Origin of the sequence: Vibrio sp. S457-15 (assembly GCF_000960545.1) — a bacterium.
GTDB lineage: Bacteria > Pseudomonadota > Gammaproteobacteria > Enterobacterales > Vibrionaceae > Vibrio > Vibrio parahaemolyticus.
In genome coordinates, this window is the sequence record NZ_JYOQ01000078.1 from 1 (window position 1) to 14,615 (window position 14,615).

General features: G+C 41.4%; 12 protein-coding genes and 2 pseudogenes. 11 read left to right on the forward strand and 3 right to left on the reverse strand.

Features of this window, described 5'->3' with window-relative positions:
• Window positions 1–96, forward strand: a 96-nt coding sequence (locus tag UF05_RS24375) for an IS3 family transposase (protein ID WP_139045501.1), incomplete at its 5' end; no start/stop codon positions are given.
• Window positions 97–126: 30 nt separating this feature from the next.
• Here the strand turns inward: UF05_RS24375 and UF05_RS08610 are convergent.
• Window positions 127–1,026 (reverse strand): LysR family transcriptional regulator, encoded by a 900-nt coding sequence (locus UF05_RS08610; protein WP_029865369.1) that lies wholly within the window; start codon window positions 1,024–1,026, stop codon window positions 127–129.
• Window positions 1,027–1,128: 102 nt separating this feature from the next.
• Here UF05_RS08610 and UF05_RS08615 point away from each other — a divergent pair, with 102 nt between their 5' ends.
• Both UF05_RS08615 and UF05_RS08620 read left to right on the forward strand, forming a co-directional pair.
• A complete protein-coding gene (locus UF05_RS08615) occupies window positions 1,129–3,027 on the forward strand; it encodes an alkyl sulfatase dimerization domain-containing protein (protein WP_045545956.1) in 1,899 nt (632 codons plus the stop codon).
• Between the two features lie 60 nt (window positions 3,028–3,087).
• A complete protein-coding gene (locus UF05_RS08620) occupies window positions 3,088–3,945 on the forward strand; it encodes an alpha/beta fold hydrolase (RefSeq protein WP_048852404.1) in 858 nt (285 codons plus the stop codon).
• A gap of 201 nt (window positions 3,946–4,146) precedes the next feature.
• Here the strand turns inward: UF05_RS08620 and UF05_RS08625 are convergent, their stop codons facing one another.
• The gene (locus UF05_RS08625) at window positions 4,147–5,058 is read right to left on the reverse strand and encodes a LysR family transcriptional regulator (protein WP_020842010.1); all 912 of its coding nucleotides are present in this window, start codon (window positions 5,056–5,058) and stop codon (window positions 4,147–4,149) included.
• Between the two features lie 112 nt (window positions 5,059–5,170).
• Here UF05_RS08625 and UF05_RS08630 point away from each other — a divergent pair, with 112 nt between their 5' ends.
• From UF05_RS08630 to acnA, 7 genes are all read left to right on the forward strand, one after another.
• Window positions 5,171–6,322, forward strand: coding sequence for an alanine racemase (locus UF05_RS08630; protein WP_020842009.1), 1,152 nt, complete (start codon window positions 5,171–5,173; stop codon window positions 6,320–6,322).
• Between the two features lie 2 nt (window positions 6,323–6,324).
• On the forward strand, window positions 6,325–7,248 hold the full coding sequence (locus UF05_RS08635; protein WP_020842008.1) for an ornithine cyclodeaminase family protein: 924 nt from the start codon (window positions 6,325–6,327) through the stop codon (window positions 7,246–7,248).
• Window positions 7,241–7,714: a GNAT family N-acetyltransferase gene (locus UF05_RS08640; protein ID WP_020842007.1), complete on the forward strand. Its 474-nt coding sequence runs from the start codon at window positions 7,241–7,243 to the stop codon at window positions 7,712–7,714. Before UF05_RS08635 ends, UF05_RS08640 begins: the two co-directional genes overlap by 8 nt.
• Before the next feature lie 140 nt (window positions 7,715–7,854).
• Window positions 7,855–8,208, forward strand: a complete 354-nt coding sequence (locus UF05_RS08645) for a hypothetical protein (protein WP_020842006.1) — start codon at window positions 7,855–7,857, stop codon at window positions 8,206–8,208.
• A gap of 736 nt (window positions 8,209–8,944) precedes the next feature.
• Complete coding sequence (locus UF05_RS08650; RefSeq protein WP_005378991.1) at window positions 8,945–9,154, forward strand: hypothetical protein; 210 nt, start codon at window positions 8,945–8,947, stop codon at window positions 9,152–9,154.
• An 863-nt stretch (window positions 9,155–10,017) separates the two neighbouring features.
• A complete protein-coding gene (locus UF05_RS08660) occupies window positions 10,018–10,230 on the forward strand; it encodes a cold-shock protein (RefSeq protein WP_005378997.1) in 213 nt (70 codons plus the stop codon).
• Window positions 10,231–10,475: 245 nt separating this feature from the next.
• Window positions 10,476–13,199, forward strand: a complete 2,724-nt coding sequence (acnA, locus tag UF05_RS08670; protein WP_045545958.1) for an aconitate hydratase AcnA — start codon at window positions 10,476–10,478, stop codon at window positions 13,197–13,199.
• A 76-nt stretch (window positions 13,200–13,275) separates the two neighbouring features.
• Here the strand turns inward: acnA and UF05_RS08675 are convergent.
• Window positions 13,276–14,133 (reverse strand): annotated as a pseudogene (locus tag UF05_RS08675) (Na+/H+ antiporter NhaA); the annotation flags it as partial.
• 46 nt (window positions 14,134–14,179) lie between these two features.
• Between UF05_RS08675 and UF05_RS24380 the strand changes: the two are divergent.
• A pseudogene (locus tag UF05_RS24380) lies at window positions 14,180–14,615 on the forward strand (IS3 family transposase); the annotation flags it as partial.

Genomic DNA, 14,615 nt, shown 5'->3' on the forward strand with positions numbered 1-14,615 from the left:
TTCGAGTACATTGAGGTTGATTATAATCGGACGAGAAGGCACAGTGCTCTTGGGTATCTAAGCCCAGTTAACTTTGAACAGAAAAATGTCGCTTAATGAAGTGTCCAGTCTGGCTGGAGCAGATCATCAAGACTCTTTGGGTGAAAGAACAGATTGTATTAACTGATGTAAGTGCTGCGTAAATGGTTCTCGGCTATAGCTTTGTTTAAAAAAAGACGAAAGTGAATAATCAATATTGTCATCTAATTTTATCGCTTTCACTTTTGAACTGTCATAGATAAACTCAGGTAGAAATGAAACCGACGGTACGGTTTGAACAACTTCGTAAGCCGTAGCTAATGAATCAACATAGGCAACTTTTTTAGTTTCAAGTTTTAGCTTCTCTAAAAGGCGATAACGATGTTCATTCCAAGAAGGTAATCGAGACACAATCAGTAAATTATCATGCACATCATCTAATTGGGTAATTTGCACATCAGGATGGCACGCTAAGTAGACATGGTATTTGCAAATATGCCTTTGAGCGATGCTTTTATTGGTTTCAAAGTCGCTAAAGTGCACACCAATATCTATGTCCCCCAAATCAATACCATCAAGGGAGTTCTTCCCCCAACGTTGGATATGAACGGTCGCTTGCGGAAAATGTTGAAGCAAAACTTTTGTCAATTTTGCCGCGGCATACTGATAGATATAAGAATTAAGCGCAATCACAATAGGCTGAGTATATTGTGAAAAATCAGTATAAGAAGTCGCCGCTTGCTTCAATACGTTCGCTATTTGATTGTAATGTTGCTCCACTTGCGGAGCGAGTTGCTGAACCAAAGGCGTCAGCTCCATACCCTGAGCACTTCGAATAAAAATCTGATCATTCAACTTTTCACGCAGCTTGGTGATATCTCGGCTAACGGCACTTTCAGACTTGTTAAGAATGTCCCCAACTTTCTTAAGATTCGGGTTGTGATAAAGCAGAACCATCGTTTTCATTAGCTCTAATGGCAAATCTACATAACGATTTTGTAATTCCATGCCTTGCTACCTTCTTGCAAAAAACGCAAGTTAATCTTAACTTTAGTTATGATTTTTACAAGGGCATTATCATATAAAACTGACCAAACAAAGGTTATAAATATGAAAGTGAAAACTCTGACTCTAGCGCTAGCCTCTATCATGGCGTTAACAGCAACATCATCATTTGCAACTAATAATGCTGATTTCAACTCTCCTTACATGAATGCGAAAGATACGCCATTAACCCACCTCCCAGAAAACGGCAATAACGCTAAAGTAAATCTAGAAACAGCCAAATACTGGAATTTAGACGTAAACAGTGAGCAACGTTCCTCTTACGATGATCCAATTACAATAAACGTTGCCGATGGTATTTGGACTTTTGCCACTCGTTCCATTTTGAATGTCAGTGTGGTTGAAGCACCTGAAGGTTTGATTGTTTTTGATACTGGTGACAATGGGCATGATGCAGCAGAGTTCTATGCAATGCTGCGTAAAGAAACAGATAAGCCTATTGCTGCAATCGTATATTCTCACGAGCACTATGTTTTTGGGGCGCGTTACTTCGTTGAACAAGAAGCAGCCCGTGGCAACAACAATATCAAAATCATCGGCCATCCTAATACTAATGCCTCGATCGCTAAAAATGGCGGTGCAGCATCAATCCATCCAGAGACCAGTGGTATAACAATCGGTCGTAGTATTGAGCAATTTAATGCGTATGCAACACCAGAGAAAGGTGACAATGCGGCATACAAGAACACCATCATGCCAGACCAAAGTGGTTTCGTGCCAGTAAACTTATCGCCAACTTATGATGGTGAAACTATTAATGTTGCAGGCTTAGACATTGTGTTCTACATGGACGGTATCGCTACTGATACTGCGAATCAGCTAATGTCTTATATTCCAAGTAAAAAAGCAGTGGTGAACAACGTTCTTTGGGGATGGTTCCCGAATATCTACAGTGCTCGTGGTGGACGTTACCGCAATCCAAATGAGTGGATGAATGCGGTAGAGAAAATCAAAGAACTAAAACCAGAAATCGTCATGTCAACGCATTCAACTTCAATGGTTGGTAATGACAAAATTAATAAGCGCCTGAAAGATTACCACGATGGTTTGGCGTTTGTTCTTGACCAAACATTAAAAAATATTGCATTGGGTCAAGGCCCGGACGAACTTCGTTATAGTGTAAAACTACCTAAATACCTGGAAGAATCGCCAATCCTCGTGCAAAACTATGGTGAAGTATCCATCATGGCGCCACGCATTTACACTGCGTTATTCGGACAATTTGATCGTAATGCAGCGCATTTGAATAAGTTGCATCCACAAGACGAAGCGACACGCATGGTCTCAGCAATGGGCGGCGAAGATAAAGTTTACAATCTAGCGAAGACAGCCTTCGATAACGGCGACTATTTATGGTCGGCGCAACTTTCTGATTTTATAGTCAAGCTCAATCCGACCAAAGAAAACAAAGAGTTAAAAGCCGATGCATTGGAACAAATGGGCTACCGTGCCACATCAACCAACTCACGTTCTTTCTATTTAGCACAAGCTGCTGAACTTCGCGGTCAAGTAAATATTATTAAGAATGTTCCAGCGGCCCCTGCTTCAATCGTACAAAACATCAATGATTACGTTAACTATTACCGTATTCGTATTAACCCTGAGCGTTCAGGTGATACTGAGGCAACCATCAAATTCGATTTTGGTGACAACCACGTTTACGGACTTGAAATCAGCCGAGCGGTAGTAAATTACCTTGATAACGCTGAAATGAGTACAGCTAAATCAGATGTGACCGTACAAATGAAACCAGAAGTGTGGGCTGAAATTTACAACAATATCGCGACTTTTGATGATCTGCTAAAAGCTGGAAAAGTTAAAGTCACTCAAGGTGGCAACGCTAAAGCCTCTCAGCTAATGGGATTGTTTGACCCTATTTATGATTGGAAAAACGATAAAGGCTTACAAGATCTAGCAAAAATGCTTGGTCAGTCAGAAAAATAATTCGTTGTCACTTTTTCAGTAGTCGCCACTGGTGACTACTGATTATAAGAAGGAAAAAATATGAATACAGATATGTCACATCTAGGTCGTGAATTCCAAGTAATAAATGGTGACATTACCATTCAGGCTTATGAAAAAGGTCAAGATGAACCTATTATTTTCGTTCATGGTTTCCCTGACTCAGCGAATGCTTGGCGTCACCAAGTTGACCCATTTGTCAGTGCTGGCTACCGTGTCATTACTTTGGACATGCGTGGCTACGGTAAAACATCTAAGCCAATGGAAAAAGAACATTATCACATCACGATGCTTGCTTCGGATGTGAAAGCTGTTCTCGATCACCTTAATATAGAGAAGGCTCATGTTGTGGGTCATGACTGGGGTTCGGTTGTGTCTTGGGCTTTTGCCGGTATTTACCCACAAGCGACAAAATCTCTGACTGCAATTTCGGCTGGTCATCCACTCGGTATACTTAGTATGCCTGATATCCAACAGCGTGAAATGTCATGGTATTTCTTCTTCTTCCAATTACCGATGGCGCAAGACCTGCTCGCTGCTGAAGATTGGAAACTATTTAAAGAGTGGATCCGAAACCATCCTGAATGGGAACATTGGAAAGAAGCTTTTAAAGAAGGCAAAGATATCCTCCCAGGCCTTAACTGGTATCGCAATGCGTTAAACCTAGAAAGTCCAATGAAAGCGGAAGACCTTGGTCACGTTCAAGCACCTTGTTTAGGTATTTGGTCGGAACAAGACTACTATCTAGGTGAAAAGCAAATGAAAGATTCAGCCCACTTCATCGGTGAAGATGGCAGCTTTGAGTTTACTCGTGTGAATGATGCAACTCACTGGGTGCAGCTTGATAAGCCAGATGAAATTAACGAAATTGTACTCAACTTTACCGAAAAGCATCGTTAATACACTGAATATTTTCGTCTTTTAATTAAGCCAGTAACTTATGTTACTGGCTTTGTCCGTTTATAGGAGTCGCGGGGCCATTTGAATAATTATGATGAAATCCTGAAAGCGTTACTAATGGAAACACTAAGTAAACAAGAAAAGGGGCAAAGGTGTGTTTACTATGATCGGCGCTGGCACACCTCTGATAACAACATACTATCAACTTAACCACGGCGCTTTTTGGCATTGATCTTTTAATAGAGATAAAAAGCCAGTGACTCGCGCTGACCTCTCATGCGCAGCAGAACTCACGAGGGCAACAATATCGGCATTTGGAAGCTCATAATCTGGCAATAATCGCACTAATTTACCACTATCAATCTGTGATTGAATATCCCATTCAGATCGCATGATGATCCCTAAGTCTCTTAAGGCCCAGTCTTTAATCACTCTGCCCTCATTACTTGCAAGAGAAGGACGAATACGAACACTTTCTATGGCCCCTGTTACTGCATGAGTAAAACTCCACAACGTGACATCTTCATTATTTTCTCTCAACGCAATACATTGATGCTTCTTAAGATCTTGCGGAGTCTTAGGCTGTCCATTACGAGATAAATACTCCGGCGAAGCGCAAACAAAGCGCTTGTTTGGGGCTAAACTCACCATCTTAAGGCTGGAGTCCGCCAGGTGACCAATGTAGATGATAATGTCCCATTTATGATGGTTGGCCCAGTTTGGCTTATCTGATAACTCTAGCTCCACCTCTAGGCGAGGATGAGCTTTTTTATACTCACCTAATAAAGGGGCTATCACATCGTTGCCAAAGCCAAGGGGCGCCAATACTCTTAGACAACCACTGACATCCCCTCTGCTTTCATTGAGTTTATCGGTGAGCTCGTCCAAATCTTCAAGGATCGAAATACCAGTATCAACTAAAACGCGCCCTTCTTCTGTTAAGCTAACCACGCGCGAAGGCCGTTGAAGTAACTTAAGCGATAGCTTCTTTTCGATATGTTGAATACGCTGAGTGACTGATGGCGGCGTTATATTGAGCGTACGAGCCGCATCTGCCAATGTTCTATGGTTAGAAACTACCACAAGAAATCGAATATCTTCTGTCGTTAACATTAACTTCCAACCTAATGTATAAGTAGATTTTTGTTAATATAATTCAACTTCTTCCTACTTCATAATCATTTCATCAATAGTTAATTTCACTTTGCAAGTTTAGGTAAATGAAATGATTAAGCATACGGAACACCCTGATTTAGAAAAACAATACAATGCCATCGGCACACCATTTCTCTATTTGGATAAACAAAAATTTTTGAGCAACCTTGCTCAAATGCGCAGCCATATGTCGAAACTAGGCACACCACTAAGACCCCACTTTAAAACAGTAAAGTCGTTAGATGCGCTTCCTTACTTAATTGACTCTCTAGAGGCTCCAATCACTGTATCCACCCTTGAGGAAGCAGAACAGCTTGCCAGTTATGGCTGTAAAAATATTCTCTATGCAGTTGGCATATCACAAGAAAAACTATTACGAGTCGAGCAGTTACTGAAACGTGGCATGAGTATTGTGGTTTTACTTGATAGCATGGAACAAGTCGATTTCGTTAACACTTACTGTCAAGAACATGAGTGTGTCATTAGCTGCCTGATAGAGATTGATTGCGACGGACACCGAGGTGGCGTAAGTGCAGATTCCGAAGCCCTAATTGCATTGGCTAAGAGCTTAGATAAAGGTTTTGCCGATTTTAAAGGCGTGATGCTCCACGCGGGTGAGTCTTACCACTGTTCGTCTCAAGAAGCGCTAAACCAATCAGCCAGTAATGAAGTAGCGACTGCACAACTTGCAGCGAAACGCCTCGAGTCGGTTGGGATTTACTGCGAAATAGTCAGCGTGGGGTCTACCCCGACGGCATGCTCATACACAAACACAAGTGGAATCACAGAAGTCAGAGCTGGCGTCTATTCGTTGTTTGACTTAGTGATGCATCGGCTTGGAGTGTGTACCTTAAACGATATCGCAATCTCAGTAGTAAGTAGTGTTATTGGACACAACAAATCGAGGGGGCAAATATTTGTTGATGCTGGTTGGATGGCTCTTTCTTTAGATAAAGGCCACGACGAACAATGTTATGGCGTGGTTCTCCAACCGAACGGCCAAGAGAATCAAATACTGAAAGTCATGCAGGTAAATCAAGAGCACGGCATACTCGAAGCGGCTTCTGGAAGCGAGATCGACTTCGAATGTTTTCCCATTGGTTCTAGAGTACACATCGTCCCAAATCATGCATGCTCTACAAGCGCGATGCACAGTAAATACTATGTCTTTGACTTGGTAGAGGGTCAAATTGAGCAATGGCAACGTGTTTCAGGGTGGTAAACATGATTTATCTAGATGAAAAAACGACAGCAGCGTTAATTTCTCACGAACTGGCATACAAAGCGGTCAAAGCGGCATTTTCTTCAGTACAAGATCAGCACTCATCAATATTTCCGGTCGTTAACGCATCAGGCCCGATCGAAGGCTCAATGTTTTCACTCAAATCAGCATGCACAAATCAATTACTTGGTTGGAAAATGGGAAGCTATTGGCCTTGCAATAATCAGTTTGGGCGACCGAACCATGGTACTCATATCTTTCTTCTTTCACCGGATACGGGGGAAATGAAAGCCATTTTGTCAGCAAGTTTGGTCAATGCCTACCGAACTGCAGCAGCTGATGCCATCGCTGTTGATCTACTGGCGAGACAAGATTCATCTGTACTCGCGTTATTTGGCACAGGTCATCAAGCTAAATACGAAGCGCTTGCCATTTCAAAAGTTAGGAATCTATCTAAAGTCCTGATTGTTGGTAGAAATCAGACTAACGCCAACCAACTAGCGCAAGAGCTAAGCAAAGAAGGGTTAACAACAGACATCAAATCCGCTCAAGAAGCCTGTGAAAGCGCAGATATTATTGTTACCGTTACAGCGTCCACCGCTCCTTTGTTTGAATCTTCATGGGTAAAACCTGGAACTCATATTTCTGCAATGGGAGCAGATAAAATAGGAAAACAGGAACTTCCACCATCGCTATTTGAGAACGCCACCCTCTACTGTGATTATTTATCTCAGTCCAAAACAATTGGTGAGTTCCAGCATGCGCCAGATAAAGAGATCTATCAGATCGGTGACAATCTTCAATTAAAAGAAAGGAACAAAAACGACATTACTATTTTTGATAGCTCAGGAATTGCCTATCAAGATCTTTATATTGCGCAAATAGTTTTAGATAAATACCTATCCAAGGGAGATTACCATGAATAACGTTGGCTTTTTAAAAATAAACGGTAACACCATCGATGACATTATCGACCTCTCCGTGGAAGAGTCCCAAAAACACCTCATTGCTAATAACGCAGAATGGCTTGCAGAGGCGAGTTTCAACGACGATAGCGTCAGTTACGGCATTTATTTAGACGACAAACCAGCAGGGCTCATCTCTCTTATCGATCCAAGACTACTCGACAAGTTCGATGAGCACTTTCAAAAGGATCATTTGTACGTGTGGCGCGTCATGATTGACCATCGTTTTCAAGGAAAGGGATTGGGAAATCAAGCGATTAACTTTAGTAAGCGATACGCTTCCATTATCGGTTTACAAGGCGTGTCCCTGACCACAATGGATAAAGAGGAAGGGAATGCTCTCCATATTTACCAAAAGCTCGGATTTATACCAACGGGTAGAAGACTTGATGATGAAATTGAATTAATTTTTAGCTTCAAGATATGATTTAATAATCGGTCTAGATGGTTCAATAAATTACTAATAATTAAACCCTATGGTAAAAAATGAAGTGATTATTTTAATCTTACAATCACTCATTAATTAACACGTAAAAATAAATTTTGATTTATCAATTTGGAGATATAGTGAAAAATATACTTGTATATACCATTTTTATTATTTTATTTTCAGGGTGTGATTATAAGTATGAATCATACTCGGAATCATATACCTCAAAGATTATTAAAAATGTTGTTCTAGATATAGAATGTGTTAAATCTTCTCTTGATAAAAAATTAGAATTTAATACAGTGACTGAAAGTAAAAACTCTCTTCTAACCAGCATTTCGGATATTGAAGTGCAAGTAAACGTGACTGAGAATGAATTAGTCATCGTGTCTAAATACAAAACAGAGACTAAACAGGACAAGAATATTTATATTGTAAGTGCTGTTGGAAAGAGAGTTGAAAGAATCATTTTTAATGATTGTGATTATTAAAAATGAACATCACCGTCTAAATAATTGCATCCTTGCTTATAAAATTTATTAGCTCCATCAGTTTGTAAATTTATAGTTAACCCTGTTTATTGATAACATTTTCTAGACAAGCTAATAGATTCGAATTTATATGAATACGGGCAAGTAAAGAGTGTTATTGCTGATAACTTGGCATTAGCCAAATTCAAGTAAAATAAATGTATTACTCCCATTCGATTTCAAAAGGCTAACAAGCTTTGGGGCACTTCTGTGCTACGAAGTGCCAATTGTGAAGTTTCTGGACAAAAGTTGGTTAGGAAATTTACTCTATTTAGACTATTAGGTATTAGGAAAAGTATGGGTGTTGCACCATTCCCCTTAAGGCATGCTCAATATTTGCCCATTGAAAGACCGTGCTCTTCAATAGATAATCTCTAAGCATCATTAGCACCCACGACATGTCTGGTAGGTACATCATAGCGAGAGCGGCGTTATGTTGCTTAAACAATGGTGGGCGATGATAAATGTCAGTCATAGTGCGCGTTAGTTTGTGGATTTGGAGCGTACAGCGAGAGTCGAACTCGCATCATCATATTGGAAGGCAGAGAAGTAGGCTTTGCGTTCATATTTCTTGATAATCAGTGATTTGACGAGTCAATTTTAATCAAGAAGGCTAAGTCAGTTAGAATGCTATAGCATGAAAAAGTGCTATATTGAAAGCATCACATCTTCACGCCCCCACAGAAGGAATAATACTATGCCGACCTACCAGGTCACTTACTTCAACGTGAGACACGCCGTGATGGATAGCGAAGCTATCTTCATGAAAAACCTAACGAACGCAAAGCGCTCAGCAGAGCATCATGCGCCAGAGGGTACTGATCAAATTGAAATCAAAGATTTAATGGATCAAGTTCTGACTCGATTGACGCTTGAGCAAGGCTGGGTTGATAACATCGAAGACTGACATTGCCTAGCAATCACGGTTCGTTTGGAGTGTCATCAATAAATACACAGGCTTGATTAGTTTTTCGTATTAGCCTTTGACACAGTTTAATTTGTTTGTCTGTCAAAGCCTGTTCACAGTAGAGTTGGTCGAGTAAACCTGCAAGCATGTCTCTTTCCAAGTTACTCAGTTTTTCAGAATGCATGAGGAGTGTCATATTGATAAGTTCAGAGAGGTTTCTTGAACTCACAATCCCCATTCCTTATCCCACTTCTTTTGTTCCTCAATATCTTCTATTCGTTTGCGGACATCCTTTCTCTTCAACTCTTCTGGTATCCGCTTAATCCTTTTCCTTTCGGATTAAGACCAAGTTGTTTCTGCTTTTGTGTCGGTTTAGGTAACTTGCTCACATATAATCCTATTTTGATGGTTGACTGAATTTCGCACCGCATCCACGTTGACTATGAAAGAAACAATGATACTACACAAGTCAGCATAAAAAGGACAAAAGTGAGTAACAGCACTAGTTAAATTAGCATTGTAAGTATCGCAAATACCAGCGTGTTGCAACTTCGGCCATTTGCTTGCAGTTGGCATAAAGTCATTTTTTGTTAGCTAACGCGTTAGAAACTTACTGATATTTTTAAAATCATAACCTTACAACCAAATTAAAATATGACCGAAGACTAAACTAACTATTTTCAATTTAAGGCTTATACTTAAAGTAGCTCCGCGAATTTGAGTTATTTTTTCATTATAAAACAAGTTTCCTTTCACAGTTATTTTCGAAATTTTTCGTTTAACTTCTGCGACAGCCCTCTTGAGTGACTATGAAATAGCTCTAGTTACCAGAGCCTTAACCTATAGGTTTAGTCGAGGTATATATGTCTGACAGAGAAACTGGATCAGTAAAATGGTTTAACGAGAATAAAGGCTTTGGATTTATCACCAAAGATAGTGATGGCAAGGATATTTTTGTCCATTTCCGTTCGATTTCGTCTGATGGGTTTAAGACCCTGTTGGAAGGGCAAAAAGTAAGTTTTGAAGTTGAACCAGGTGAGAAAGGACCGCACGCAACAAACGTGGCTCTCATCTAGATACGGCTGAAGGCATAGCAATCAAATGCTTTGCCTTCATTTTTTGTCTAGTTATTGTTTGATGGTAAAAGTCCATTCCAACTTCTTCCTTCTTTTCGAAATTCAACTCTGATCCTTTCAGGTTATAGATTTTCAGCTGATCAAAGCTATTTGGATATGGGAAATATAAAAGTGTCCCAGAAAACATGTCTATGACAAGGAGGTGCCTTTTATAAAGGTCAACCATCATTGAAAGGAAACAAATCATGATACCCACCAACGAGAAAGCATGGCGCCAAACATATCTAAGGTCACTGAATGTAAAAGGCACAGAATATAGATACTGGTCATTAAAAAAACTTGCCCAAGATTATCAAGTAAACCTGTCCAAAATTCCCGGAACTAAACGTCTGCTTATTGAAAATGTAATGCGACAAACCTCTGATTTAAAAGAGTCATCTCAAATTATTGAAGCATTGCTCTTTAAAAATAAGGCTCTCGACTCAGAGAGCAATGGTAATTCATCAGAATTAAGTTTCTATCCTAGTAGAGTACTGATGCAGGACTATACTGGGATACCTGCTTTAGTCGATTTAGCCGCAATAAGAGATGCAGTAGCTCAAGAAGGCGGAGATCCGAGTTATGTAACACCCAAATGTCCGGTTGATCTTGTCATAGACCATTCGTTAATTGTTTATCAATCAGGTTCAGAATCTTCGATACAAACAAATCGCGCACATGAAATGGCACGAAATAGAGAGCGTTATACATTTCTAAAATGGGCACAAAAAAACTTCCGTAACTTGACAGTGATCCCTCCCGGTAAGGGGATATGCCATCAAGTCAATCTGGAATATCTATCTCAAGTTGTGCGCGAAGACGAAAAAAGAGTGTTAACACCAGACACGGTAATAGGAACCGATAGCCACACCACTATGATAAACGGGTTAGGCGTGTTGGGTTGGGGAGTGGGAGGCATAGAAGCCGAAGCTGCAATGCTTGGTCAGCCACTAAATATCGCTATCCCACGAGTTGTCGGAGTACGTCTTGATGGGCAATTGCGTCCCGGTGTGACTGCGACCGATTTGGTTTTGACGATCACAGAAAGGTTAAGGTCTCATGGCGTGGTTGGTAAGTTCGTTGAGTACTATGGTGACGGCTTAGCCACTCTATCGGTGGCAGACCGAGCAACGCTTGCCAATATGGCACCAGAGTATGGAGCCACTTGCGGATTTTTCCCAATTGATGAAAATACTATCGCCTATTTAACCATGACAAACCGCCCTTCTTCACTGATTGATAGAGTGCGGGCATACGCCCTAGAGCAAGATCTATGGTGGGATACAAACCGCCCTTCACCAGAGTATGACGAAAATGTTGTAGTCGATTTATCTGCCATCGGTACCTCAATAGCAGGGCCCAAACGACCTCAAGACAGACTTAATATCAGCGCCATTAAGCAAGCGACTCTTGACCAATGTGCTATTGAAGGTGCCGCAAACTCAAGCCAGCCAGGATCATCCAGACCCTTACATCATGGTGATGTCGTCATTGCAGCTATCACCTCGTGCACTAACACGTCAAACCCCGCTGTTATGCTGACTGCGGGTTTAGTGGCTAAGGCAGCAGTTAAAAAAGGGTTGACCGTTCCTAGCTACGTCAAAACTTCTCTCGCCCCCGGTTCATTAGCTGTCGCTCGATATCTCAATGATACGGGTTTGCAAGACTACCTCGACCTATTGGGATTTCATCGAGTTGGATACGGTTGCACAACATGCATTGGTAACTCTGGCCCATTAAAAAACAATCTTGAAACTGAGATATCGGAAAACAGCCTGAATGTATCGGCGGTATTATCAGGTAATCGCAACTTTGAAGGTAGAGTACACCCCTCTGTTAGCCTAAACTGGCTTGCCTCGCCACCTTTAGTCGTCGCATTTGCGTTAGCGGGTACGACCTGTATTGACTTAGAAAAAGACCCAATTGCGCTCAATAGTAACAACGAGCCCGTCTATCTAAAAGATCTGTGGCCAAGCCAAGCCATGCTGGATGAAATGCTAAATCAAGTCCATGAGAGCCACTTTAGATTGAGCTACAGCGACATTACTGAAGGTGATGAAGAGTGGGAACAATTGTCAATGAAAGATAGCCCCTGCTACCCTTGGGACGAAGGCTCTACTTACATACAACGCCCTCCTTTTTTGGAAATACCACCGCCGACTTTTCCTGTTGAATCAGCGCGTATATTAGCCATTTTGGGGGATTCAATTACGACCGACCATATTTCACCAGCAGGCCGCATTTCAGAACATAGCCCGGCGGGTCAATATCTACTTTCAAAAAACATCACACCTGAAGAGTTTAATAGCTATGGTTCACGCCGAGGAAATCATCACATCATGGTTCGTGGGACTTTTTCAAATGTACGTTTGGAAAACAAAATCGCCTCCCCGACGATAGGCGGTGTCACGCGATGTTACGGCGATACCAAACTGGATGACTGTAACATGTCAACCACTGAGAAAGCGCCTCCCATCATTCCTATTTACGACGCCAGCAGGAGGTCAATCGAACTTAACGTTCCGTTGGTAATATTTGCTGGCAAAGACTATGGTTCAGGCTCTAGTCGTGACTGGGCGGCAAAAGGTTGTTTGTTATTGAATGTGAAAGCGGTCATCGCGGAATCGTTTGAGCGAATTCATCGTAGTAATTTAGTCGGTATGGGCATACTGCCTCTTCAACTGATGCGACCAGATGAATTAAATTCACTGACTTTAGAGGGTAATGAGACTGTTTTTATTGCCCCCCACGAACCTATAAAGCCGTTATTGGAGCTCAATATTATCGTAGTAACAGCGCAAGGTGCTGAGCTCACCATACCTGTTACTGCTCGTATAGATAACCCTAAGGAACTGGAGTATTTTAACTCGGGGGGTATTCTTCAATATGTTCTGAAGCAACTGACAGCTAATATTCCTAAAATGTCATAGTGAAGTCTCGCGTCTTAGATTACGGGGTAGCAGTCTGCGGTAGTTTTTCACCGCAGACTGTCTATACATTTCAGATTCAGATGTTGTTCTGTTTTTCTCTTACAGAGAAATACCGTAAAAAAGTGAGACCGAGTAAAGCTGAACAGATGGAAGCTGAGAAAACTCCAAGTTTTGCTGCATTAATTTGATCAGTGCTATAGGCTAACTCTGAGATAAACAATGCTATCGTAAAACCAATGCCAGCTAGCATCCCACCCCCCAAAATCATTCCCCAATTCATATTTTCTGGAAGCATGGCTACCCGGAGTCTTACGGATATCCAACTGAACAGCACAATACCTATAGGCTTGCCAAAAACAAAACCCAAAAAGACAGCAAAAGTAATTGGAGAAGTTGCGTTCGTACTGGTTAGTGAAATCCCAGCATTAGCAAAGGCGAATAGTGGTAAGATGATAAACCCGACCCAAGGATGAAGTAACATTTCTAAGCGCTCGACCGGTGAAAGCGTTTCACGGGCCGCCGCCGCAGCTGTCCTTAAAGTCTCTCCTTCAATCTTATCTCCGCTCCATTGCTTCATAGGTGATGATGCCACTATTGAGTTCACAATAGTGGAGAGGTGTTGCTTGCTGACCCACTTATTTGTGGGGGTTAATAAGCCTAGAATCACACCAGTAATTGTCGGATGTATACCAGACATGTCGACCGACAACCATATCATTCCTCCAACAAGAGAGAAGAGTACAATACTGCGAACTCCCAAGAAGCTCATACCTTGAACAATAATAAAACCTATTAATGCATAAACGACGGGCCGCCATTCAATGTCATTACCATAACCAATAGCCACAACAAAGATTGCGCCAATATCATCGACTACGGCCATTGATAACATGAATATTCGTAAGCTACTCGGAATACTGATCTGCACCAGCAGTTTTGGACACTGAGTTAAGTGAGTACAATCACTAACGAGGTGAATCATGACAAACAAGAAGAAACGTATTATCCATTCTCCTGAATTTAAAGCCGAAACTCTGAAGCTAGCAGAGAAAGTGGGAGTCGCTGCGGCAGCAAGACTGTAAAGAAAAACACTACAACCAGTCAGCGAGAACAAGAGCTAGCTGCTGAAGTAGCCAAACTCAAAAGACAGTTGGAAGAACAAGCAGAAGAGCTAGATATCGTAAAAAAGGCCGCCACCTACTTCGCGAAAAATCTAAAGTAGATTGCTATGAATTCATGCTTGAACACTTGCTGTGCTTCAGTGTTGTCCGCATGGTTAAGGTATTCAAGGTTTCTCGAAGTGGGTTTTATTATTGGATTAAGCATCGCCACAAGGGTATTCAACGCGAAGCAACTCGCCAAGAGTTTGATGCAAAGGTTAAAGATGCTTTTGACAACAGTAAGGGGCGAGATTAC

Excerpts from the sequence above, each read along its gene's own strand:
- UF05_RS08640 (WP_020842007.1), top strand. The coding sequence starts at position 7,241 with ATGAATAACGTTGGCTTTTTAAAAATAAACGGTAACACCATCGATGAC.
- UF05_RS08610 (WP_029865369.1), bottom strand. The coding sequence starts at position 1,026 with ATGGAATTACAAAATCGTTATGTAGATTTGCCATTAGAGCTAATGAAA.
- UF05_RS08630 (WP_020842009.1), top strand. The coding sequence starts at position 5,171 with ATGATTAAGCATACGGAACACCCTGATTTAGAAAAACAATACAATGCC.
- UF05_RS08635 (WP_020842008.1), top strand. The coding sequence starts at position 6,325 with ATGATTTATCTAGATGAAAAAACGACAGCAGCGTTAATTTCTCACGAA.
- UF05_RS08650 (WP_005378991.1), top strand. The coding sequence starts at position 8,945 with ATGCCGACCTACCAGGTCACTTACTTCAACGTGAGACACGCCGTGATG.
- UF05_RS08625 (WP_020842010.1), bottom strand. The coding sequence starts at position 5,058 with ATGTTAACGACAGAAGATATTCGATTTCTTGTGGTAGTTTCTAACCAT.
- acnA (WP_045545958.1), top strand. The coding sequence starts at position 10,476 with ATGATACCCACCAACGAGAAAGCATGGCGCCAAACATATCTAAGGTCA.
- UF05_RS08620 (WP_048852404.1), top strand. The coding sequence starts at position 3,088 with ATGAATACAGATATGTCACATCTAGGTCGTGAATTCCAAGTAATAAAT.
- UF05_RS08615 (WP_045545956.1), top strand. The coding sequence starts at position 1,129 with ATGAAAGTGAAAACTCTGACTCTAGCGCTAGCCTCTATCATGGCGTTA.
- UF05_RS08660 (WP_005378997.1), top strand. The coding sequence starts at position 10,018 with ATGTCTGACAGAGAAACTGGATCAGTAAAATGGTTTAACGAGAATAAA.